The sequence below is a fragment of the Pseudoalteromonas nigrifaciens genome (assembly GCF_002221505.1).
Taxonomy (GTDB): domain Bacteria; phylum Pseudomonadota; class Gammaproteobacteria; order Enterobacterales; family Alteromonadaceae; genus Pseudoalteromonas; species Pseudoalteromonas nigrifaciens.
In genome coordinates, this window is sequence record NZ_CP011036.1 from 2,111,240 (window position 1) to 2,135,091 (window position 23,852).

The following is a 23,852-nucleotide window of genomic DNA, read 5'->3' on the forward strand; positions in this document are numbered from 1 at the left end:
ACTAGAAATCCGCCGGTAATTCAAACCATAAAGCTTCAAGTTCAGCTGTTGCTTCAAGGTTTAACTCTGTCGCGGGGTCAACCGCAAAGGCATCACCTGCAGCAAATTCTTTACCATCAACCATTACGCTACCTTTTACAATGTGCAGGTAACCAATTTGCTTACCCGAGGCCAGCATAAACGTTTGTTGCACGTTTAAAACTAAGCGTGACAAGCTTGCATCTTGATTAATTGACAATGCATTTTCGCCGCCCTCTGGTGTAAGTAATGGCGTTAGTGGACCATTTTGCGCAATACTTTTTTGCTCATAACTTGGTTTAATTCCCATTTTATTGGGCTGTATCCAAATTTGTAAAAACTTAACTTGGTCAGTGTTAGATGCATTATATTCTGAATGCATTACGCCACTGCCCGCACTCATACGTTGTACGTCGCCTGCCGGTACAGTGTGCTTATTGCCTTCACTGTCCTCATGCTTTAATGCGCCTTGCATAACATACGAAATAATTTCCATATCGCGGTGCCCGTGCGTCCCAAAACCTTTACCTGGCATAACCATGTCGTCGTTTATTACGCGCAGTGCTGAAACACCCATATGTTTTGGATCGTAGTAACTGCCAAAAGAAAAACTATGTTTGCTTTGCAACCAACCAAGATCGACCGAGCCGCGCTCTTGTGACTTTCTTATATATTTCATTATAAATTCCTTCATCTATTTCAATGAAGCCAGTTTACTACTGTGTTTATACGATTAAAATTAGCTGTTTTAGTATCAATCATTCGATTTAAAAGAATGTTTATTGTAGTTCTTCACATTGATATCTTAGTTCAGCTAAAAAAGCTCTGGCTGCTGGACCTAAGCTGTCGCCATCTTTAAAGATTAAATGCAACTGCATAGAGCGCTTGCTGTTATGTTGCAAAGGGAGTGTTTTGAGTTTGCCCTGTGCTAGTTCATTTTTAATAGAAGTTAAAGGTAGCCAAGCAAAACCTAAACCACTGCAGATCATATCAATAGAAGTACGTAAATGACTCACCGTCCAGCGCTGGTTAGCACCTAACCAGCCTGCATCACTTTTACGATGCATACCTGAGTCGCGCACTACAATTTGACGATGACTTTTTAAATCCTCTGCGGTTAAATCTCTCCCCAAAGAATGTAATGTGTGATCTGGATTAGCAACTGCAATAAAGTCTATTTGGCAAAGTTGCTCACTAAAACCTTCTGTTAATGCAACCGGTGAAATAGCAATATCTACATCAGCATTCTCAATCAGTTCGCTTGCCCCACTCAGTACCGACTCCACCAACTCAATTTGCAGCATTGGGTATTGGGCAGAAACAGTATCAAGCACTTTATACAGCCTTGCTTGTGGAAACATTTCATCAACTGCAATTTTTAGGCTCCCTTCTGTGCCTTGACCAAGAGTATGACCCACTATTTCCAGCTTAGCGGCTTCATCAAGCAAAAAGTTGGCGCGCTTAAGCATTAGCTCACCTGCTTGAGTCAAAACAGTTTTTCGCCCTTCAATTTCAAATAACTTAACATCGAGCGAGCTTTCTATTTTACCCACCGCATTATGAATACTTGACTGGCTTTTATGAATTCCTTGTGAGGCTTGATTAAAGCCACCAAATTGCACCACAGAGCGAAACATTCGCCATTGCTCTAGTGTGACTCTAAGCATGATTACCTCTTATTGCTTTATATTTTATTTTTGTTGTTAATTCTGCAGATTATCTTCAGACAAGTTAAGTTTGAGCAACCCACACCTAGTTATTATGCATAAATAGGTGTGAGTTTTATTCGGATCTCAGGGAAGTTATTTGGCCCCATTTGGTCAAAGAAAACAAATGGACCTACCATGCGTTTTTCTTGATGAGGTAAAACGCGTTTTACATTTAACCCACCAATATCATGCTCTTTCGCTTTAAGCACTTTAGCCATAATAAACATCCTCTTAAGTTGCTTTATAAAAATAAACGTATGTTATTTTGATTTTATATACAGTCGATTATCTATAATTCATATTGTAGTTTAACGAAAGCCAACATCCTTTGTTCTTATTTAATTAATGAATAGCGTTACTTTAGCCCGCACCATTCTCTCTTTGAGAATGTGGCACGTCATTGCAATTACACAAAAGATGCAGGTAATTTACATAATCGTTTTTTATTCTTACTTTTAAATTAGGGTCTTATTTTTAGGTTAAAACGTATATACCTATATAAATGTTTATACCTATAACTTGTAAATAGTGCTGCAGCACAAAACAGCAAATAATTTAGCCCGTTTTATCGCAAAGATAATTCATAGCATACAGGGAATTTAACTTATTAAGCTGCCTGTATTTTAAGCTAAAATATAATTTTAACACTAAAATAGTACGCTAGCGCAAAAGTATATTTGCATTAATTGCTATTTCTGAGCTTGTGTTTTTTACCCTCAAAGGCTTAATATTTATACTAATCCAAAGCTTAGAAACCGCTAGTACAGCATTGTACTAATGCTTAAACAGGCGTTATTTTAATCAACTTTAACCTTTGGTACATATTTTGTACCAACAGTAAAAGCTCGTATCTAATTAATAAATAACAACAAATAGTTAAACACATTGAAAAAATGCAATTTTATTAATTTTTTTCTGGACAATTTATTTTCCTCAGCTAACATCTAGCTAGAACATAGTTATTTCCTCACAACTCTACACGCCCTATGATTTGAGCTTTAACAGACTCTATTTGCGGGAAGTAGATACACACCCTGATATGTATTCGAAGTTTATCTTCATCAGTTTTGCAATTTCAGGCAATTAATTGCCCGCATACTGACATCCGGCGAAGGCTAACAAGCCAACTCCGTCAATTTGACCGAATCCACACATGTGGACGTTCTTAAAGATTTTGCTATCTTAAGGCTATACCCCTGCGCGTCAGAAAAGCCATAAATTTAGCGAAAGGTGCACTGCTGGGCCTATATAAAAGGTATATGTTGGAATGATGACACTTTCCTCCATGCCCGTAGCACATCGGGCAGACGCTAAATCTGGGCATAGCTTTGATGCCAATCGCCACTGGGCGGCTTCTTTAACGCTCGGCTTCTGTGCTCAAAACAGCGGCGATACACGTGTTACGCGCATGAATATTGCTCGTCATTATGGTCCATTACGTGTACAAAGACCTTTTTACCCTGAAGGCAAAGATGGTTGCTGTCACGTGTATTTACTGCATCCGCCCGGTGGGGTTGTGAGTGGCGATGCGCTCAATATCAATATTTCGCTCACTAAAGGTGCGCATAGTTTAATTACCACACCTGCTGCCAATAAGCTTTATAAAGCCGACAGCAACGGGGTTGCATGGAGCCAAACTACTAATTTAAAAGTGGATGACAACGCCATTTTAGAGTGGTTGCCGCAAGAAACCCTCGCCTTTGATGGCTCTCGTGGGCTGCAAGTATTTAACATTGAACTGGCTAAAACAGCTAAGTGCCTAGGCTGGGAAATACTAGGCCTTGGTCGCCCTGCCAGTGATTTGCCCTTTGCTACTGGCTGTATTGAGCAGCGTTTTAAGTTAACCCAAGACGGTAAGCCATTGTGGTTAGAGCGTCAAAATTTAGACCCCACTCACCCTAGATTTAACGGTAAATGGGGCCAAGGTGGTGCTACCGTACATGGCACATTTTGGACTGTTGGCTTAAACGATCCAGCAGCAGCTATTGCTGCACTGCGTGAACAACTACCGCCCAGTAATAATTGGGCCGCTACCTACCGCCGTGACGTTTTATTAGTGCGCTATTTAGGGCACGAACGTAACCAAGTATGGAAATTATTTGAACAGGTACGCAACATACTTCGCCCGCTATTAAGCGGACATCAAGCCACCATACCACGGATTTGGTTAACCTAATTTTTAACTGTTTGTCATGGCTAAAAATAACAACAATAATTCTATCGCCTATGCTCTTTAGGTGATTAATTAAACACTATTATTTACCAAGGTGTTAATTATAAGCAGAGCCTAGTTATTGCTTATGATTAGCCTCTTGGCTGAAGAAAACTGTACCGATATTTTAAACATATCGTCTTAGCTTTTGCTTAGGCGAACACACTACCTGTGCCAATTAGTCATAGGTAATTAATATAACAACATCGAGGACTATGGAGTTAGCGATGGAATTAACACCCAGAGATAAAGATAAATTAATGTTATTCACTGCAGGTTTACTTGCAGAGCGACGCAAAGCCAAAGGGCTAAAACTAAATTACCCAGAAGCAATTGCTCTAATCACCTGCGCTATTATGGAAGGTGCGCGCGAAGGGCGCACAGTGGCAGAAATGATGGCATTGGGTCGTGAAATGTTGACCCGCGACGATGTAATGGAAGGCATTGCTGAGATGATTCAAGACGTACAAGTAGAAGCAACGTTTCCTGACGGTACCAAACTGGTCACTGTGCATAACCCTATAGTTTAAGGAAGTTCGTTATGATTCCAGGTGAATATCAACTAAAAAGTGGCGATATTGAACTGTGTGTTGGCCGTAAAAGCATCACCATTAATGTTGCTAATAAAGGGGATCGACCTGTACAGGTTGGCTCTCATTACCACTTTGCCGAAAGTAACCCAGCACTGAGTTTTGATCGCGAGCAAGCCTATGGTTATCGCTTAGCTATTGCTGCTGGTTTAGCAATTCGCTTTGAACCAGGACAAACCCGTGAAGTATCTTTGATCCCCTATTCAGGTTTACGTCGTCTTTACGGTTTTCGTGGTGAAGTAATGGGACCTTTAGACAATAAACCTAAACAGGAGAGCGTGTAATGAAAATATCTCGTCAAGCCTATGCTGACATGTATGGCCCAACCACGGGTGATAGAATTCGTTTAGGTGATACCGAATTATGGGTCGAAATAGAACACGACCATACCCATTATGGTGAAGAAGTAAAATTTGGTGGCGGTAAAGTTATTCGTGATGGCATGGGTCAAAGCCAACGCTGTGATGACGCCGTTATGGACACGGTTATCACTAACGCAGTGATTATCGACTGGTGGGGCATTATTAAAGCCGACGTGGGTTTAAAAAATGGCCGCATTGCTGCTATTGGCAAATCTGGCAACCCTGATACACAGCCCGATATAGACATTATTATTGGCCCAGGTACCGAAATTATTGCCGGTGAAGGTCAAATTTTGACCGCCGGTGGAGTTGATACCCACGTGCACTATATTTGCCCACAACAAGTTGACGAAGCGCTCATGAGTGGCCTAACCACCATGATTGGCGGCGGCACTGGCCCAGCAACAGGCTCAGTAGCTACAACACATACACCGGGGCCATGGCATTTAGGCAAAATGATGCAAGCCGTGGACGATTTACCGATTAATATTGGTTTTCTAGGTAAAGGCAGCGCAAGTACTCCCGAAGCACTTGAGCAACAAATTAAAGCCGGCGCTATGAGTTTAAAAATTCATGAAGATTGGGGCGCAGCACCCGCTTCTATTAGCAATGCTTTAGATGTTGCCGATCGCTACGACATTCAAGTTGCCATTCATGCTGATAGCCTCAATGAATCTGGTTTCGTGCAAGATACTTTAGAGGCATTTAAAGATCGTTGTATCCACACCTATCATACCGAAGGTGCCGGTGGTGGCCACGCCCCTGATATTATTGTTGCTTGTGCTATGCCTAATGTGTTGCCGTCGTCAACTAACCCGACTCGCCCATACACTATTAATACCGTGGATGAGCACCTTGATATGTTGATGGGTTGTCATCACCTCGACCCTAACATTCCTGAAGATGTAGCCTTTGCCGACTCACGTATTCGCCGTGAAACAATTGCGGCCGAAGATATTCTTCATGATATGGGCGTTATTTCGATGATGTCCTCTGACTCGCAAGCCATGGGTCGCATTGGCGAAGTAGTGTGTCGTACGTGGCAAACCGCTCATAAAATGCGCGTGCAACGTGGTTTATTACCAGAAGATGAAGCACTGGGCGCCGATAACTTTCGCGCAAAACGTTACATTGCCAAATACACTATTAACCCAGCCATTACTCACGGTATAAGCCATGAAGTAGGCTCAATCGAAGTAGGTAAATTTGCAGATTTAGTACTGTGGAAACCGCCATTTTTTGGGGTTAAACCGTCAATTATATTAAAAGGCGGCATGATTGCAGGTGCGGCAATGGGCGATCCAAACGCAGCTATTTCTACACCACAACCGGTACATTACCGCCGTATGTTTGGTGCATTAGGTAAAGCAGTAAGTGCAACACGTATGACCTTTGTAAGCCAAGCTGCTATGAATACTGGGCTTGAAGAAAAGCTCGGTTTGAAAAGCCAGCTTGTGGCCTGTAAAAATGTGCGACAAGTGCGTAAATGCGATATGAAGCTCAATGATGCTTGCCCAGTATTAACGGTAGATCCGCAAACGTATGAGGTTCACGCTGACGGTGTATTACTTACCTGCGAACCTGCAACTGAATTACCGTTAGCCCAGCGCTACCATTTGTTTTAATCCATTTTTAGGACAATTAGATGTTTGAATTAACAAAAAGAATAGATAGCAACACACAAGATGCTGTGTTCGATACCCTCACCTTGCCATACGAGTTACGTATTCGTGGTCGCCTAAAAGCAGTGACTGACAATGGTCATGATGTTGGTTTATTTCTTGACCGTGGCCCAGTGCTACGAAATGGCGATTTACTGCGTGCCAGCAGCGGCGAAGTATTTAGTATAAGCGCTGCCGATGAGCCGGTTACCACTGCATACATAGAAAACGGCTTGCCTTTGGCACGTTTATGTTACCACTTAGGTAACCGCCATGTGTCACTTGCAATTGGCGTTGATACTGATGGTCGCCATTGGATACGTTTTCCGCCAGATCATGTATTAGAAGAGTTAGCGGTACTTTTAGGCGCGCAATTAACGCACCATCAAGCACCGTTTGATCCAGAATCAGGTGCATATGCACACGCGGGTCGTGAGCAATCGCATGCTCACTCCCATGAACATTCACATGCCGATGGTCATACTCATGCACACTAATACTGAGCCAACACAAAGCAGTGATCTGGCATTATTGGGCTTGATGCAATTGATCAGCCCGGCGCTGCCAATTGGTGCTTTTGCTTGGTCTCAGGGGTTAGAAAGCGCGTTTGAACTTGGCTGGGTTACTAATGAGCAACAACTTGGCGAATGGTTAGAAGGTGTGCTTGACGACGGTTTAACGCGCTGCGAATTACCGGTACTTGCTCGGCTACAAAACTGCTGGGCTAAAAGCGACAGCGAAGGTTTAAGCTACTGGAACGACTGGCTACATGCAAATCGTGAAACTGCCGAATTAAGCGATGAAGATACCCGCTTAGGCTTAGCTCTGATGCGTTTGCTCAACAGTTTACAGTTACAGCCACAAATCGAGCAAGGTCATGCAGCATTACCGCAAGACCCAGGTTATGTCACCGTTTTTGCCTGGTTAGCGCAGCAGCGACAAATTCCAGTACGCCAAAGCTTACTCGGGTTTGTTTGGGGCTGGTTAGAAAACCAACTGGCGGTTGCCTGTAAAGCAATGCCGCTTGGCCATACTGCAGCGCAGCGTTTAATTGAGCAATTACGGCCTAAAATGGTTATCGCAATCGACACTGCATTAGCATTAGCCGACGACCAACTTGGGCCAATTATGCCTGGCTTAGCGCTTGGTAGTGCACAGCACGAAACACAATATTCAAGATTATTTCGAAGCTAATACGCTTCTATATACACAAGGAAAACAGCAATGACACATTGTTTACGAATCGGCGTTGGCGGCCCAGTTGGCTCTGGCAAAACAGCTTTATTACGTCAATTATGTAAAGCATTGAAAGATCACTATGATATCGCTGTGGTTACAAACGATATTTATACCCGCGAAGATGCTGACTTTTTACTTAAACACGACGCACTCCCAGCGGACCGTATTTTAGGAGTAGAAACAGGTGGTTGCCCACATACGGCAATTCGTGAAGATGCTTCTATGAACTTAGCTGCGATTGACGACTTACAAGCACGCCACCCCAATTTAGAAATAGTACTGGTTGAATCTGGCGGCGATAACTTATCAGCTACTTTCAGCCCAGAGCTTTCTGATTTAACACTTTATGTGATTGACGTGTCTGCTGGCGACAAAATTCCACGTAAAGGTGGCCCAGGTATCACTAAGTCTGACTTATTAATAATTAATAAAATTGATATCGCAGAATATGTACATGCTTCGTTAGAGGTAATGGAACGTGACTCGAAAAAAATGCGCGGTGAACGCCCTTTCGTTTTTGCTAACCTTTACGATGGTGTTGGCTTAGAAGAAATCATCAGCTTTATTTTAAAGCAAGGCATGTTACCTGAACGCCGACCTGGCAAGCCAAATAGTATTAATTAAGCAACACAATTTTTAATCAAAACACAATTCAATAGTAAAAAATATAAACGGAGAATAGTATGAAAATAATGACCAAATTACTGATGGGATTAGGCCTAATGCTAACAGCTACTGCAGCTTTAGCCCACCCTGGTCATGGCGTTGAAACCCATAACGGTTTTCTTAGTGGCTTGTTACATCCACTGATGGGTATTGACCACTTATTAGCAATGGCAGCAATTGGCTTTTGGAGTATTCGCCAAAGCACAGCAATGAAACGCGGCGCGCCATTATTTGTAGTTGGCGGCATGGTTTTAGGTGCGGCCCTTGCTTGGAGTGGCTTAAGCTTTGCAGGCGTTGAAACCGGTATTGCAATGACCGTATTACTAGCCGGTATTTTAATTGCCACTATGGCTAAATTACCAACCGTATTAGGCGCAAGCTTAGTCGCTTTATTTATGCTTACACATGGTTATGCCCACGGTGCAGAAATGGCTGAAGGCGCAAGTATATTGAGCTACATGGCAGGCTTTGTTGTTGCTACTTTAGCTATCACCTTTATTGGTCGTGGTTTAGGCACACTTATGCTAAAAGCTGATAACCGCGCTACCCGTGCACTTGGCGGTGTTGTTGCTGTAATTGGTGGCGTATTGGCAGTTGGCTAATAGCAACTGAATTTATTATCCCCATTAGGGTAGCTTTACTGTCGCTAACATAGTTGATGCTATGGTTACCCTTACCTTCAAATCAATGACTATCGAGCAGCAGCTAGATAGTCTGCGAGAATAAACCCACTTTTAATGTGGTTAATTTTAACCTCATTAAAACTATCTCAGCTAGGAGAAATATCAAGATGAGCGGCACAATCATAAAGCTTTCAAGAAACACCAATAATGCACCAAGCAGCACTGTAGCTACACAAACAGTTGCTTTTTCACATTACAATAATATTTCAGCACAATTACCGATTGCTCCTAAAAGCGGTAACATTGTAGCTGATGATATAAAAACACAGGCAAAACAGTGTTTAACAAATATTAAAGCGGTTATTGAAAGTATTGATCATGTTATGGACGATGTGATTAAAATTAATGTGTTTTTAAAAAACATCACAGATATTGATGCTGTAAACGACGTATACGCTAGTTTCTTCCAAGACTACTTACCAACACGCACAACAGTTGCCGTGGCAGCTTTACCGCTAGAGGGTGCATTAGTACAAATGGATGCGCTTATCTCTAATGGCGAAGGTACTACACCGCAAGCACCTTGCGATTTAATTAAAGTAGCAAAAAATAGCAAAAATGCACCTACATGCTCAGTGTCTACGCATACGGTTGCTTTTTCTCATTACAATAATATTTCTGCTCAGTTACCTGTCGATCCTAAATCGGGAGAAATAGTAACAGGTGGTATAAAAAATCAAACTAAACAGTGTTTAAGCAATATTAAAGCTATTTTAGAGAGTATTGACGTACCCTTTGACGACATAGTTAAGGTAAATATATTTGTTAAAAATCCGGCAGATATTGACGCAATAAACGAAATTTATACAACCTTTTTTCCAGACTCAGCTATTGCCAGAGCTGTAGCTTACGTACCAGCTAGATCAACCATGGTTGTTGCAGCACTGCCTATGGATGCTTTAGTACAAATTGATGCAGTTATATCCCATGGTGATGGCACACCACCACAAGCAGTTGAGGACAGACACGGCATTATTATTAGAGCAAGTAATACCAAAAATGCCCCCATTAATGCTCTATCTACACAAACAGTGGCGTTTTCGCACTACAACCATATTTCAGCACAATTACCCATTGATGCAAAAACGGCTAATCTTGTAGCTGATGACGTAACAACACAAGCAACACAGTGCTTAAACAATATTAAAGCCATTGTAGAGAGTATTGATCATGTTATGGACGACCTTGTAAAAGTTAACATTCAAGTTAAAAACATTAGCGATATTGCCGCTATTGATAAAGTGTACGCCAGCTTCTTTAAAGGTGATTTGCCAGCAAGAACTGTGGTAGGCGTATCAGCTATCCCTATGAACGCGCTAGTACAAATTGATGCGGTAGTGTCTAACGCTGAAGGTACGCCACCTAAGTTATAATTGTAAACTGGGTTTATAAGCAATGGTGATTAATCACCAACTAAATACAAACATGACTTTAAACGTTAAGTTTGCATAAATAAGGGCAGCGCAAAATCCACTCGGATCTCTACGCTGCCCTTTTTAATTTTTGCGTCTCCACTATTATCTTGAATTTAGGTAATTAAATACAGATTACACAATATTTAATACAAAAGCGCCCAATATTTCTGTGTACATAATAATTTCACCTAGTCATAAGTGTATTTTAAATATACGACATTATGTTTACCTGCTTCCCTATTAGCTGGTAACGCCTCGTGCTATGGTTGAAACGTAAACTAGTTAAAAATAAAAGTGTTTAATAAATATGTATTAAATACTCAGTGCACATTCTAATCGTTAACATTAAACGAATAAGGATAAAAAATGAGTAATAATGTAGATATTAATAATCGCCCTGATTACGACCATGTAATACAAGATATAGCTGATTATGTATTAAATTATAAAGTAAGCAGCAAGGAAGCACTCAATACTGCCCGTAACTGTTTAATAGACACTTTAGGGTGTGGGCTATTAGCGCTGCGATTTCCTGAATGCAGCAAACTCCTCGGCCCTATAGTAGCAGGTACTATTGTGCCTAATGGTGCACGTGTACCGGGCACATCTTTGGTACTCGACCCTGTAAAAGCGGCATGGGATATTGGCTGCATTATTCGCTGGCTCGATTATAACGATACTTGGTTGGCCGCCGAATGGGGTCATCCGTCAGATAACTTAGGTGCTATTTTAGCCGTTGCTGATCATCTATCCCAAGTGAGACTGAGCAAGGGTGAACAACCTTTAAAAATGCGCGAAGTGCTAGAAGCCATGATCATGGCGCATGAAATTCAAGGCGTAATAGCGCTAAAAAATTCGTTTAATCGGGTAGGTTTATGCCACGTATTATTAGTACGGGTTGCATCTACTGCGGTTGCCACTAAAATGATGGGCGGCAATAAACAACAAATTATGGCCGCTATATCACAAGCTTGGGTAGATGGCTCAGCGCTGCGCACCTATAGGCATGCACCCAATGCAGGCTCTCGTAAATCATGGGCTGCTGGCGATGCAACTTCCCGAGCCGTTCATTTAGCTGATATATCTATGCGTGGTGAAATGGGCATTCCAAGCGTGTTAACAGCCCCGCAATGGGGGTTTTATGATGTCTCTTTTTCTAAAACCAACAAAGACCAAGCACTTAAACCTGAGGCCGAACGGCAGTTTTTATTCACCCAAGGCTACGGCAGTTATGTTATGGAAAATATTTTATTTAAAATATCGTTTCCTGCTGAGTTTCATGCCCAAACAGCCGCTGAAGCGTCGGTTATTTTACATCCTCAGGTAAAAGATCGGCTAGCCGATATTGATAAAATTGTTGTGCGTACTCACGAGTCGGCCATTCGTATTATTTCAAAAACGGGTTCCCTTGATAACGCAGCCGATCGCGATCATTGTTTACAATACATGATTGCAGTGCCGTTAATATTTGGCAATTTAACCGCTGATCATTACGAAGACGAATTTCATAACGCACACCCGATTATTGATGAGCTGCGCAACAAAATTCACATTGTAGAAGATGCACGCTTTACCAAAGAATATTTAGAGGATGATAAACGCTCTATCGCCAATGCTATTCAGGTTTTCTTTAAAGATGGCAGTAGCACCGAGGACATAGTTATAGAATACCCTGTGGGTCATCGTCGCCGTCGTGAGGAAGGGATACCACTATTGGAGCAAAAATTTAAAGCTAATTTAGCATCCCGCTTTGAGAATAAACAATGCCACACTATTTTCACGCTTTGTAAAAATCAAACAGCGCTTGAGGCCATGCCTGTAAATAGCTTTATGGACTTATTTGTTATTGAGTAAGTACACCGCTGGCTGGTTTATGAAAGCGCGTAGATTTAATTATATGGCCAAGTAGTTAAGGCCATAACTTTAAAAGTCACAACTCGCGCCAATAAGAGGATTTAATATGACTGAGCAAAATGAACACAGTATCGCAAACTTTGCAGCGTTAAAAACCGCCATAGTAAATGCAGAAGAAGAGTCAGTAAAAGCGCTATTAACAAAGCAACCTATGCAAGATCTTGAAAAAAGTTACCTAATCGATTTAGCCAAATTAAACAGTAATCAGGCTATTTTAAAGATACTCGAAGATATTCCCGTTAAAAAATAGCTCATAGCCCTTATACTAAATAGCGAATAAAGCTGTGCTATCTATTAGCACAGCTTTATTTAAATATTTTCAAAGTGATAGCTAATATATTTATTATAAACTTCGCCCGGCTTTAGTATTGAGTTTTCAAAATCTGGAAAGTTTACTGCATCGCTATAATTTTGAGCTTCTAAACACACTCCCTGATCAGGGCTTAATGGTGCGGCTAAAAATGCACCAGTATAAAGCTGTATAGATGCTTGGTCGGTGTACAACGACATTTTAACTTTATTGCGTAATGAGCTTAATACCGCTGCAGCTTTGTTTGCTTGTGGCTGATTTATAACAAAACAATGATCAAACCCTGTTGGTCCTGTTAGTTGTGGGTGCTGAGCTGACTGCAGACGCTGGCCAATAATAACCGGTTGGTCAAAACAAAAGTCACTATTTTTGACACTTAACACTCTACCAGTTGGTAAGCTGTTATTGTCACGCTCTAAATAGCTGGCCGCATTTATTTGTAACGTGAGTGGCAAGCAATTTTGCTCACCTAAATTAAAGTAGCAATGATTAGTAGCGTTAATAGGGGTTGCTTTATTTGTGGTTGCGCTAAAACTCATAGTCAACTTATTATCATGTGATAAATGATAACGTATTTGCATTTCAACCTTGCCAGGAAAACCTTGGTCGCCATCTTCTGAGCTTAAGCTCAAAATCACTTCGTTGGCAGTACTCGATTGCACTTGCCAAAAACGCAGAGAAAAGTTATCCGCACCGCCATGTAAGCAATTTTCACCATCATTTTTACTCAGTAAATATTGCTCACCTTCAAGCTCAAAACTAGCACCACTAATACGATTAGCAACGCGACCACAGGTAGCACCTAAATAATAAGTATCGGTTAAATAACGACTGCTATCGACATACCCGACTGTCATTTCTGTGGGTGTATCGTTTACCGGAAATAAAATAGATTTAACCCGCGCGCCATAATTTAATATTTCGACCCGCATGCCTTGCTCATTGCTTAATATATAACTGTGTAATTGATTCATTTACTGTTTTCTTGTTATGTCTATTAGAACACAAAAAAATCAAAGCAACCTAAGCTGCTTTGATTCACTATATTTTGCGTTAAACACGTGAGCAGATAGCTATGGCTGTCATACTCACTTAGTAAGCATTCTGCATTACCACCAAGTAGTATACAAAGCGATTAAGATGATAACTACACCCAATGCCGCTATGTTGAAGTTGCTTGAGGTTTTAAAGTTAACATCGTCTAGGCTAACGCTACTGTCTTGGCCTTTATCTGGCTTAGCTAATGATACAATTACACACAATGCTAAACACAGTAAAAATACTAAGCCTACTCTGTCCATAAATGGCAGCGCTACCCAGTAAACTTTTAACAGGATTGAGAATACAGCCGAGCCAATTGCCGCAGCTAACGCACCCGCTGAACTGGCTTTTGACCAAAACATACCCATTACAAAAATCACTACAATACCTGGAGTAAAGAAACCGGTGAATTCTTGAATATATTGAAACGCTTGATCGAACTTACCTAATAATGGCTCTGCCACAACCAAGGCTATAGCTAAAGATATTAATGCAGCTGAGCGGCCTATAAATACATAATGTTTTTGTGATTTACCTGGTTTTAACTTGCTGTAAATATCCATAGTGAAAATAGTTGAAATACTGTTAGTCATAGAGGCAAGTGATGAAACAATTGCCGCCACTAATGCAGCAAAAATAAGACCTTTAATACCTGTTGGCATTAACGCCATCATAGACGGATACGCTTGATCTGGCGTGGTAAGTTGCGGGTATAAAACAACCGCAGCAATACCTGGCAACACTACAATTACTGGCATTAATAATTTTAAATAGGCAGCAAAGGCAATACCTTTTTGTGCTTCTTTAAGGTTTTTAGCGGCAAGTGCGCGCTGAATAATATATTGATTAAATCCCCAGTAGCTAATGTTCATTATCCACAGGCCACCAATTAATACTGATAAACCAGGTAAACTCATATAATGCGGGCTATCTGGGCTTAAAATCATATCAAAGTGGTTAGGTAGCTGCTCAGTTAAAACACCAAAACCTGCTATTATCCCATCGCCATCTGCCACTGCATCTAGTGCTAAGTAACTTAAAAACAAGCCACCAAATACCAGCAGTACTACTTGTAAAATATCGGTATAAGCAACGGCTTTCAAACCACCATAAAGTGAATAAGCGACTGAAAATAAGGCTAAAAAGATCATTCCGTACATCCAGTCAACACCGGCAACGGTTTCTATTGCTAAACCACCAAGCCATAAAACAGCGGTTAAATTTACAAATACATATACCGCTAGCCAAAACAGCGCTAACACTGTTTTAACTTTGCTATCAAAGCGTTGCTCTAAATATTGCGGCATAGTAAATATTTCATTTTTAAGAAATATCGGCAGCATATATTTACCTACAATAATTAAGGTAATTGCTGCCATCCACTCATAAGATGCAATAGCTAAACCAATCGCATAGCCCGAACCAGACATGCCAATAATTTGTTCTGCCGATATATTTGAAGCAATTAATGATGCACCAATTGCCCACCAAGGCAGTGCTTTACTAGCAAGAAAGTAGTCTTCAGTATTTTTACTGGCACCTTTCTCCTCTCGCGAGATCCACAGCGCGAGTACTAATAACCCCACCACATAAGTAAAAAATATGGCAATGTCGAGCGGTTGTAATTTCATAACTTTAACCTTGTTGTCTTATTGATTTTTATTGTGTTTTATTAATTACCTAGATTCAAATTGTAAGTGCATAACTTGTTTTGGCTAGATAAAGTGGTCAGTTGCTCATAAGCTAACTGCTTTTTCTCCGGCAAGAGATTTTACAATGAGACATTACAAACAACTGACCTATGCGCAAAGATGCCAGATCGCCGTTCTAAAGAAAAGTGGTTTTACGCAACAAAGTATTGCTGAGCTAACTAATTTATCGCAATCTACGATTTCAAGAGAGCTTTCTAGAAATACAGGTAAGCGAGGTTACAGACACAAACAAGCTCATGAGCGGGCTTTGTTTCGTCGAAGAAGTGTAAGAAAACCGCTTAAGATGACACCTGAAATGATAGCTTTAATTACCCAGAAGCTTAATGAGAAGTGGAGTCCTGAACAAATAACGGGATGGTTACGCAAAGAAAGTGAACTGTCTGTCAGCCATGAATGCATTTATCTGTATATCTGGGAAGATAAAAAAGCAGGTGGTGAGTTATACCTACATCTGCGCCGACACGGTAAGAAATATCACAAGCGCAGTCATGGTAAAACAAACCGAGGGCAAATAAAAAATCGCGTTAGCATTGAAGAGCGCCCACAAATAGTTGATGAGAAAGGTCGTATCGGAGATTGGGAAATAGATACCGTCATAGGCAAAGGTCATCGAGGCGCCCTTGTTACCATTGTAGAGCGGGTTACCCAATTCACTGTATCAACTCAGGTGGCAGGAAAAACAGCGGAAGCCGTCACTACGGCGACGATAGAACTATTAAGGCCATATAGGTCAGCGCTTCATAGCATCACGGCTGACAATGGAAAAGAGTTCGCTTATCACGAGCAAATCACAGACGCTTTAAGTGTTCCTGTTTATTTTGCTCACCCTTATCACTCATGGGAGCGCGGATTGAATGAAAACACGAATGGATTACTACGTCAGTATTGGCCGAAGAGCACAGATTTTAAGGCGGTAACACCAGCGCAAGTTATACCAGTACTTGAGCAACTTAATAATCGTCCGAGGAAGACACTTGGATTTGAAACGCCTGCAAAATTGATGCAGGATCACTTGGCGGCTAAAGCCGCCTAAACGTTATGCACTTCAGATTTGAATCCGCGTTACTAAAAGCACCTTGAGAAGCCAGGCATACGTAAACGTCTGCTTGAAGCCCTGTTTTTGCATAATAATGTGTGTCAATAGTGTTACGTACTTGCTCAACTAAATGATCCGGTGTTAAAGCAACGATACAACCACCAAAACCACCACCGGTCATACGCACGCCGCCTTGTTCGCCTAAAACTTGAGCAGTAATATCCACTAAAAAGTCTATTTGAGAGGTAGTAATATCAAAATCATTTTTCATTGATAGGTGCGATTGTGCCATAAGTTGGCTCATAGTTACCATATCATTGACGTTTAGCGCTTTGAGAGCTAGTTCGGTACGGGTATTTTCAGTGACTATATGTTTAGCGCGCTTATATATTAATGGCGGTAAATTAGCTTGCTCTGCTTCTAGTTCCTCAAGAGTAACATCGCGCAATGCCGGTTTATTAAAGTGCTTTGCTGCAGCTTCGCATTGCTCGCGTCGGGTATTGTATTCGCTGTCGACCAGCCCTCTTTTAACATTAGAGTTAACAATAACTAACGACATTCCCTTTGGAATCACAGCATATTCAAAGGTTAAACTTCTGCAATCGAGCAACATGGCATGCCCTTGCTTGCCCATCGATGAAATTAATTGATCCATAATGCCGCAATTACAGCCGACAAAATTATTTTCAGCACTTTGTCCCATAAGTGCCGCTTTAACACCATCGAGCGGAATATTGTTTAATGTTGCAAACGTTTTTAAAAGAGCAATTTCAAAACTAGCTGATGAACTCAAACCTGTACCTTGTGGCACATTTCCCGATACCACTAAGTCGGCGCCACTAATATTTGGATAGCTTTGCATTAATGCTTGCAGTGTGCCGCGAATATAATTAACCCACATTTGTTGTTGGCTAAATTCTATTTTATCTAGGCTAAAACTATTGGTTTCGCTGTTACAATCAATTGCTAAGACGTTAATGTTGCGATCAGCTCGTGCTTTTGCAGCAATGTCGGTGCCAAAATTAATCGCAGCAGGTAGCACAAAACCATCATTATAATCTGTGTGTTCACCAATGAGGTTAACGCGCCCAGGTGCATGAAATAGCTGTTCTGGCGGGCAATTAAAATGTTGTTCAAATTGGCTAATAAGCATTGTAGTTCTTGGCATTACTTAGCCTCCTTATAATGTACGTTTGGTACATCACGTAATCTTTGTGCTGCTTGCTCTGGGGTTAAATCACGTTGTGATTCAGCCATCATTTCGTAACCCACCATAAATTTACGCACAGTAGCTGAGCGTAATAATGGTGGAAAAAAGCTTGCATGAAGCTGCCATTCACTATGCTCTTGCCCATCATAAGGCGCGCCGTGCCAGCCCATAGAATATGGGAACGAACAATTAAATAAATTGTCGTATTTAGTGGTAATTTGTTTTAATGCATCGGCTAGAGTTACCGCTTGTTCTGGGGTTAAGTCGACCATACGTGTTAACGCAAAACGCGGTAATAATAAGGTTTCAAATGGCCAGCCTGCCCAGTACGGTACAACCACCAGCCAATCTTCATTTTTAACAACAACACGCTCGCCCGACTGCGCTTCACGCTGAGCGTAATCAAGTAATAAGTTACTGTTATATTTTTTAGCATAGTCGCTCAGCGCATGTTGTTTTTTATTTACCAAAGTAGGTAATTGCTGCTGCGACCAAATTTGGCCATGCGGATGCGGATTTGAGCACCCCATCATCGCCCCTTTGTTTTCGAATACCTGCACCCAGTTATACTTTTCGCCTAACTCTAAGCACTGGCTTTGCCACGTTTTAACAATGTCGGTAATAGCGCTAATACTAAGTTGCGGTAAGGTTTTGCTGTGATCTGGAGAGAAGCAAATAACACGACTTTCGCCTTGCTCTGTGGCCATTTTAAATAGCGGATCGTCTGTTTTAAATTCTGGAGTATCAATTTTCAGAGCTGCAAAGTCATTAGTAAACACATAAGTTTTTTTATAGTTGTCATTAACTTCACCGTTTATGCGGGTATTACCAGCACATAAAAAACAGCTTTCATCATGACTTTCTCTAACGTCTTCATCGAGAGTTTCAACTTGTCCCTGCCAAGGTCGTTTGGCACGATGCGGTGAAACTAACACCCACTCATCAATCAATGGATTGTAGCGACGATGTGGATGCTCAGTTGGGTCAAAAATTGTATCCATAAATATCTCAAATGTGGTTTATGATAAAACCGAAAAGGGTAAACGCTTACCCCGCTATTTGCAACCTAAAAAATCAACATATACAGCCCACGTTAAATAGTGTAAATTTTATTATTAACAGGATGTAGAAAACGATTACCCGCCAATGACAACAATAAAAGATGTAGCCAGAATTGCAGGCGTGTCTATCGCCTCGGTATCTCGTGTAATTAATAATGGCCCTAAAGTAAGTAAGGCAACCATAGAAAAAGTAAATAAAGTAATGCAAGAGCTTGGCTACACGCCCAATGCTAATGCACGTGCTTTAGTAACCCGAAAAAGCATGACCATAGGCGTGGTGATCCCCGAACTTACCGACCCATTTTTTGCATCATTAGCCAGCGGGGTAGATAAAGTAGCCCGCGAAAATAATATGCAATTGTTGTTAAGTACCGCAGGACAAAGTGTAGAATCTGAACGCGCTGCTATCAATTTATTACTTGAACGCCGCTGCCAAACTGTTGTTATGCATAGTAAAATAATTCCTGACTGCGAACTAATTACTTTATGTGAAAAACTCCCCGGCTTAGTGCTTATCAATAGACACATTGAGCAAATAAAACATAAATGTATTTGGTTAGATAACGAAGAAGGCGCAAAAATAGCAGCGCGCCATCTAATGACGCTCAAACATAAAAACATTGCCTGTATAAGCAGTAAATATCAAATTGAAGATCCTGCGCTACGCCTTAATGGCTTTTCGGCAGAACTAAATATGGCAGGCAGCCCCATTAGCCCTGCGCTGATTAAATACGCGGAGCCTACCCTACAAGGCGGACAAAGCGCTGCGCAAAACTTATTAGCCTCTGGGCAGCCCTTCAGCGCTATTTTTGTTTATAACGATGCTATGGCTATTGGTGCTATTTCAACACTTGAAGATAATGGCTATAAAGTACCCGGTGATGTGTCGGTGATTGGTTTTGATGATGTGCTGATTGCACGTTATTCAAGGCCAAAACTAACCACTTTAAACTATCCCATTGAAAAAATGGCGCAGCACGCAGCTCAGTTGGCGTTAACACACTTTAAAAATGAAATAGTTGAAAGTGTCAGTCACAGTGAGCATAAATATTTACCCCGCTTGGTCAAACGAGAGTCAACGAGTATCAAAAATAGCCCATAACCAAAAAAAGTTGATGAGCAATACCCTAAAGTATTACCGCATCAACTTATGCATAAATTATAAATAACTTAATCGTAATTAAAACAATGCTTTATTGCGGTACTCTTACCACGCCTTCCATAAGCACCCGTGCACTGCGGCTCATACTGGCTTTAGTTACTTGCCAGTTACCATCCGTATTTGTAGCGTGTGCGCCTACTTTTAAGGTGCCCGATGGGTGACCAAAGTTAACTTCACTCAATGCCCCGCCACCAGCGGCTAAATTAACTAACGTACCGTCAATTGCCGCAGCGGTACCAATAGCTACTGCTGCTGTGCCCATCATTGCATGGTGTAATTTACCCATAGACATAGCGCGCACTAACAAGTTAATTTCACTGGCGTTAATTTGCTTACCGCTTGACGCTTTGTAATTTTGTGCTGCACCAACAAATGCCACTTTAGGTGTATGTTGGCGTGCTGCTGCCTCATCAATATTTTGTATGAGTCCCATTTTAACTGCGCCATAGGCACGAATGGTTTCAAGCTTTTCAAGCGCTGCTGCATCTGCGTTTATATCATCTTGCAATTCAGTGCCGGTATAACCAATGTCGCTTGCATTAACAAAAATGGTGGGAATGCCTGCGTTGATCATCGTCGCTTTTAAAGTACCTACTCCTGGCACTTCTAGATCATCTACCACATTGCCAGTTGGAAATAACGCGCCGTCGCCATCTGCAGGGTCAATAAATTCCAGTTTTACTTCAGCTGCTGCAAATGTAACGCCGTCTAGCTCAAAGTCACCGGTTTCTTGTACTTCGCCATTAGTCATAGGTACATGCACTAAAATGCTTTTTTTAATATTGGCTTGCCATACACGTACAACTGCAACGCCATTATCCGGTACACGGCTTTTATCAACCAAGTCATTACTAATAGCAAAAGCACCGACAGCTGCGGTTAAATTACCGCAGTTGCCGCTAAAATCAACAAATGCTTTATCTATTGCCACTTGGCCAAATAAATAGTCAACATCGTGATCGGCTTGCTCACTTTTACTTAAAATAACCGTTTTACTGGTGCTAGATGTAGCACCGCCCATACCATCGGTTTGTTTGCCGTACGGATCTGGGCTGCCAATAACGCGCAGTAATAAGTTATTACGTGCCTCACCTGCCACTTGGGCAGGCTTTGGCAAGTCACTAAGGTTAAAAAACACCCCTTTACTAGTACCGCCACGCATGTATGTGGCAGGTACTTTAATTTGTGGTTTAAACATAATTACCCCTGCCCTTATGCTGTTTTTGTAGCTTCTAAAAAGTCTTGTGCAAAGCGTTGTAATACACCACCTGCAGCATAAATAGACAGCTCTTCTTGTGTATCTATACGACATTTCATTGGTACGTTTAGTACTTCGCCATTTTTACGAGTGATCGACAAGTTAAGTGTGCAACCAGGGGTTGGTTCACCCGTTACATCGTAACTTTCACTGCCATCTAGTTTAAGTGTTTTACGAGTTGTTCCCGCTTTAAACTCTAACGGTAAAACACCCATACCCACTAAGTTAGTACGGTGAATACGCTCAAACCCTTCAGCTGCAATTACTTCAACACCCGCGAGTCTTACGCCTTTTGCCGCCCAATCGCGCGACGAGCCTTGGCCATAATCTGCGCCTGCCACAATAATAAGTGGTTGCTTACGCTGCATGTATGCTTCGATTGCTTCCCACATGCGAGTATTTTTGCCCTCTGGTTCTATGCGCGCGTACGAACCTTGTTTAATTTCGCCGTTTTCATCAAGTACCATTTCATTTAGCAATTTAGGGTTAGCAAACGTAGCGCGCTGCGCTGTTAAATGATCGCCCCTATGGGTTGCGTATGAGTTAAAGTCTTCCTCAGGTACGTTCATTTTTAATAGGTATTCACCCGCGGCACTGCTGGCCATTATCGCATTTGAAGGCGATAAGTGATCGGTTGTAATGTTATCGCCAAGTACTGCCAGTGCACGCATACCTGTCATGGTACGCTCGCCTGCTAATGCACCTTCCCAATAAGGAGGTCGGCGAATATAAGTGCTTTCTGGACGCCATTCGTATAGCGGGTCGTTATCTTCACCGTAATCTACGGTTAAGTTAAACATGGGCTCGTATACTTTTCTAAATTGCTCTGGCTTAACGCTTTGCTTAACTACTGCGTCAATTTCTTCATCTGACGGCCATAAATCTTTAAGGGTAACGTCGTTACCTTGCTGATCTTTACCTAGTATATCTTTTTCAATATCAAAACGAATCGTACCGGCAATTGCATAAGCAACAACCAAAGGCGGCGATGCTAAAAACGCTTGTTTGGCGTAAGGATGAATACGGCCGTCAAAGTTACGGTTACCCGACAGTACCGCGGTGGCGTATAAGTCGCGATCAATCACTTCTTTTTGAATTACAGGGTCAAGCGCGCCACTCATGCCATTACACGTAGTACAAGCAAAACCAACAATACCAAAACCTAGCTGTTCAAGTTCGGTAAGTAAGTTAGCGTCTTCTAGGTACGATTGCACGGCTTTAGAGCCCGGTGCTAATGAGGTTTTTACCCAAGGTTTACGCGTTAAACCCTTGGCGTTAGCATTACGCGCAAGTAATGCCGCGGCAATCACGTTGCGTGGGTTACTAGTGTTTGTACAGCTGGTAATAGCGGCAATAATACACGCACCATCTGGCATTAAGCCTGCTTCGTTTTCAACTACGCCTGAAATACCTTCTTTAGCTAAATCGCTTGTAGATACACGGCGATGTGGATTTGATGGCCCAGCAATGTTGCGCCCCACACTTGATAAATCAAACTTAAGCACGCGATCGTACTGCGCTGTTTTTAAGCTATCGCTCCACAAGCCGGTGGTTTTAGCGTAGTTTTCTACCAGTGCAATTTGCTCTTCTTCACGACCCGTTAAACGCAAATAATCTATGGTCATATCGTCGATGTAAAACATCGCCGCTGTGGCACCAAATTCAGGCGTCATATTTGAAATAGTTGCACGATCGCCCAGCGTAAGTGCATCGGCACCTTCACCGTAAAATTCTAAGTATGCTGATACCACACGCTGCGCGCGTAAAAACTCAGTAATAGCCAGTACGATATCGGTAGCGGTAATACCCGGTTGGCGCTTACCTGTTAGCTCAACCCCTACAATGTCTGGCAGGCGCATGTATGAAGCACGCCCTAACATTACGCTTTCTGCTTCAAGGCCACCTACACCCACAGCAATAACACCCAGTGCATCAACGTGTGGAGTATGGCTGTCTGTACCTACTAAGGTATCTGGGAAGGCAATACCATCGCGGTTTTGAATTACCGGCGACATTTTTTCAAGGTTAATTTGATGCATAATGCCGTTACCTGGCGGGATCACATCAATATTTTTAAACGCTGTTTTGGTCCAGTTTATAAAATGGAAACGGTCATCGTTACGTCTGTCTTCTATAGCACGGTTTTTTTCAAATGCATCGGGATCAAACCCTGCATGCTCTACCGACAAAGAGTGATCAACAATTAATTGCGTAGGTACAACTGGGTTTACTTTAGACGGATCGCCACCTTTAGCTGCAATCGCGTCACGCAGTCCAGCTAAGTCAACCAGTGCAGTTTGACCCAAAATATCGTGACACACTACACGCGCCGGATACCAAGGAAAGTCTAAATCTTGTTTGCGTTCAATCAACTGGTTTAGTGCATCGGTAAGCATTGCTGGATCGCAGCGGCGCACTAAGTTTTCGGCAAATACACGTGATGTATAAGGCAGTGTTGCATATGCACCTGGTTTAATTGCATCAACAGCTGCTTGAGCATCAAAATAATCAACGTTTGAATTGGGTAAGGGTTTTCGATATTCAGTATTATTTATTATAGTCATTAAAATATTCGCTAATTTGGTGACGGTGG

Annotated in this window: 22 protein-coding genes; 13 read left to right on the forward strand and 9 right to left on the reverse strand. The window is 41.8% G+C overall.

Annotated elements, in window-relative coordinates; genetic code table 11:
* Position 1 precedes the first annotated feature (1 nt).
* The 3 genes from PNIG_RS10130 to PNIG_RS19950 form a co-directional block, all read right to left on the reverse strand.
* On the reverse strand, positions 2 to 697 hold the full coding sequence (locus tag PNIG_RS10130) for a pirin family protein (RefSeq protein WP_086995358.1): 696 nt from the start codon (positions 695 to 697) through the stop codon (positions 2 to 4).
* A 100-nt stretch (positions 698 to 797) separates the two neighbouring features.
* A complete protein-coding gene (locus PNIG_RS10135) occupies positions 798 to 1,685 on the reverse strand; it encodes a LysR family transcriptional regulator (protein WP_089368414.1) in 888 nt (295 codons plus the stop codon).
* A 92-nt stretch (positions 1,686 to 1,777) separates the two neighbouring features.
* Positions 1,778 to 1,945, reverse strand: coding sequence for a hypothetical protein (locus PNIG_RS19950; RefSeq protein WP_157696008.1), 168 nt, complete (start codon positions 1,943 to 1,945; stop codon positions 1,778 to 1,780).
* A gap of 1,049 nt (positions 1,946 to 2,994) precedes the next feature.
* On the opposite strand from PNIG_RS19950, the gene PNIG_RS10140 reads away from it, so the two are divergent.
* The 11 genes from PNIG_RS10140 (at position 2,995) to PNIG_RS10190 (ending at position 12,719) form a co-directional block, all read left to right on the forward strand.
* Entirely contained in the window at positions 2,995 to 3,903 is a 909-nt protein-coding gene (locus tag PNIG_RS10140) for an urease accessory protein UreD (protein ID WP_089368415.1), read from the forward strand.
* A gap of 263 nt (positions 3,904 to 4,166) precedes the next feature.
* A complete protein-coding gene (ureA, locus tag PNIG_RS10145) occupies positions 4,167 to 4,469 on the forward strand; it encodes an urease subunit gamma (RefSeq protein ID WP_011328433.1) in 303 nt (100 codons plus the stop codon).
* An 11-nt stretch (positions 4,470 to 4,480) separates the two neighbouring features.
* Positions 4,481 to 4,813, forward strand: coding sequence for an urease subunit beta (locus tag PNIG_RS10150; protein WP_011328434.1), 333 nt, complete (start codon positions 4,481 to 4,483; stop codon positions 4,811 to 4,813).
* Positions 4,813 to 6,516, forward strand: a complete 1,704-nt coding sequence (ureC, locus tag PNIG_RS10155) for an urease subunit alpha (protein WP_011328435.1) — start codon at positions 4,813 to 4,815, stop codon at positions 6,514 to 6,516. Before PNIG_RS10150 ends, ureC begins: the two co-directional genes overlap by 1 nt.
* Positions 6,517 to 6,536: 20 nt before the next feature.
* Positions 6,537 to 7,049 carry an urease accessory protein UreE gene (gene ureE / locus PNIG_RS10160; protein ID WP_089368416.1) on the forward strand — a complete coding sequence of 171 codons (513 nt, stop codon included), beginning with the start codon at positions 6,537 to 6,539 and terminating at the stop codon, positions 7,047 to 7,049.
* A complete protein-coding gene (locus tag PNIG_RS10165; RefSeq protein WP_041454462.1) occupies positions 7,039 to 7,746 on the forward strand; it encodes an urease accessory protein UreF in 708 nt (235 codons plus the stop codon). The genes ureE and PNIG_RS10165 overlap by 11 nt, the downstream gene beginning before the upstream one ends.
* 30 nt (positions 7,747 to 7,776) lie before the next feature.
* On the forward strand, positions 7,777 to 8,415 hold the full coding sequence (gene ureG, locus PNIG_RS10170; RefSeq protein ID WP_089368417.1) for an urease accessory protein UreG: 639 nt from the start codon (positions 7,777 to 7,779) through the stop codon (positions 8,413 to 8,415).
* A 59-nt stretch (positions 8,416 to 8,474) separates the two neighbouring features.
* Positions 8,475 to 9,059 (forward strand): HupE/UreJ family protein, encoded by a 585-nt coding sequence (locus PNIG_RS10175; protein WP_089368418.1) that lies wholly within the window; start codon positions 8,475 to 8,477, stop codon positions 9,057 to 9,059.
* Positions 9,060 to 9,247: 188 nt separating this feature from the next.
* The gene (locus tag PNIG_RS10180) at positions 9,248 to 10,513 is read left to right on the forward strand and encodes a RidA family protein (protein WP_089368419.1); all 1,266 of its coding nucleotides are present in this window, start codon (positions 9,248 to 9,250) and stop codon (positions 10,511 to 10,513) included.
* 408 nt (positions 10,514 to 10,921) lie between these two features.
* On the forward strand, positions 10,922 to 12,409 hold the full coding sequence (locus tag PNIG_RS10185; RefSeq protein ID WP_089368420.1) for a bifunctional 2-methylcitrate dehydratase/aconitate hydratase: 1,488 nt from the start codon (positions 10,922 to 10,924) through the stop codon (positions 12,407 to 12,409).
* Between the two features lie 106 nt (positions 12,410 to 12,515).
* Positions 12,516 to 12,719, forward strand: a complete 204-nt coding sequence (locus tag PNIG_RS10190; protein WP_011328442.1) for a hypothetical protein — start codon at positions 12,516 to 12,518, stop codon at positions 12,717 to 12,719.
* A gap of 59 nt (positions 12,720 to 12,778) precedes the next feature.
* Here the strand turns inward: PNIG_RS10190 and PNIG_RS10195 are convergent, their stop codons facing one another.
* Positions 12,779 to 13,753, reverse strand: coding sequence for an aldose epimerase family protein (locus tag PNIG_RS10195; protein WP_089368421.1), 975 nt, complete (start codon positions 13,751 to 13,753; stop codon positions 12,779 to 12,781).
* 135 nt (positions 13,754 to 13,888) lie between these two features.
* Positions 13,889 to 15,451 carry a sodium/sugar symporter gene (locus PNIG_RS10200; RefSeq protein WP_011328444.1) on the reverse strand — a complete coding sequence of 521 codons (1,563 nt, stop codon included), beginning with the start codon at positions 15,449 to 15,451 and terminating at the stop codon, positions 13,889 to 13,891.
* Positions 15,452 to 15,596: 145 nt separating this feature from the next.
* Between PNIG_RS10200 and PNIG_RS10205 the strand changes: the two genes are divergently transcribed.
* Positions 15,597 to 16,565 (forward strand): IS30 family transposase, encoded by a 969-nt coding sequence (locus PNIG_RS10205; RefSeq protein WP_089368422.1) that lies wholly within the window; start codon positions 15,597 to 15,599, stop codon positions 16,563 to 16,565.
* On the opposite strand, the gene galK is transcribed toward PNIG_RS10205, so the two are convergent.
* Positions 16,552 to 17,736, reverse strand: coding sequence for a galactokinase (galK, locus tag PNIG_RS10210; protein ID WP_089368423.1), 1,185 nt, complete (start codon positions 17,734 to 17,736; stop codon positions 16,552 to 16,554). The genes PNIG_RS10205 and galK overlap by 14 nt on opposite strands.
* Positions 17,736 to 18,779 carry a UDP-glucose--hexose-1-phosphate uridylyltransferase gene (locus PNIG_RS10215; protein WP_011328446.1) on the reverse strand — a complete coding sequence of 348 codons (1,044 nt, stop codon included), beginning with the start codon at positions 18,777 to 18,779 and terminating at the stop codon, positions 17,736 to 17,738. The genes galK and PNIG_RS10215 overlap by 1 nt, the downstream gene beginning before the upstream one ends.
* Before the next feature lie 145 nt (positions 18,780 to 18,924).
* Between PNIG_RS10215 and PNIG_RS10220 the strand changes: the two genes are divergently transcribed.
* Positions 18,925 to 19,941, forward strand: coding sequence for a LacI family DNA-binding transcriptional regulator (locus tag PNIG_RS10220; protein ID WP_089368424.1), 1,017 nt, complete (start codon positions 18,925 to 18,927; stop codon positions 19,939 to 19,941).
* Between the two features lie 91 nt (positions 19,942 to 20,032).
* Here the strand turns inward: PNIG_RS10220 and prpF are convergent, their stop codons facing one another.
* Positions 20,033 to 21,199 carry a 2-methylaconitate cis-trans isomerase PrpF gene (gene prpF / locus PNIG_RS10225; protein ID WP_041454466.1) on the reverse strand — a complete coding sequence of 389 codons (1,167 nt, stop codon included), beginning with the start codon at positions 21,197 to 21,199 and terminating at the stop codon, positions 20,033 to 20,035.
* Positions 21,200 to 21,213: 14 nt separating this feature from the next.
* On the reverse strand, positions 21,214 to 23,823 hold the full coding sequence (acnD, locus tag PNIG_RS10230; RefSeq protein WP_089368425.1) for a Fe/S-dependent 2-methylisocitrate dehydratase AcnD: 2,610 nt from the start codon (positions 23,821 to 23,823) through the stop codon (positions 21,214 to 21,216).
* Positions 23,824 to 23,852 lie beyond the last annotated feature (29 nt).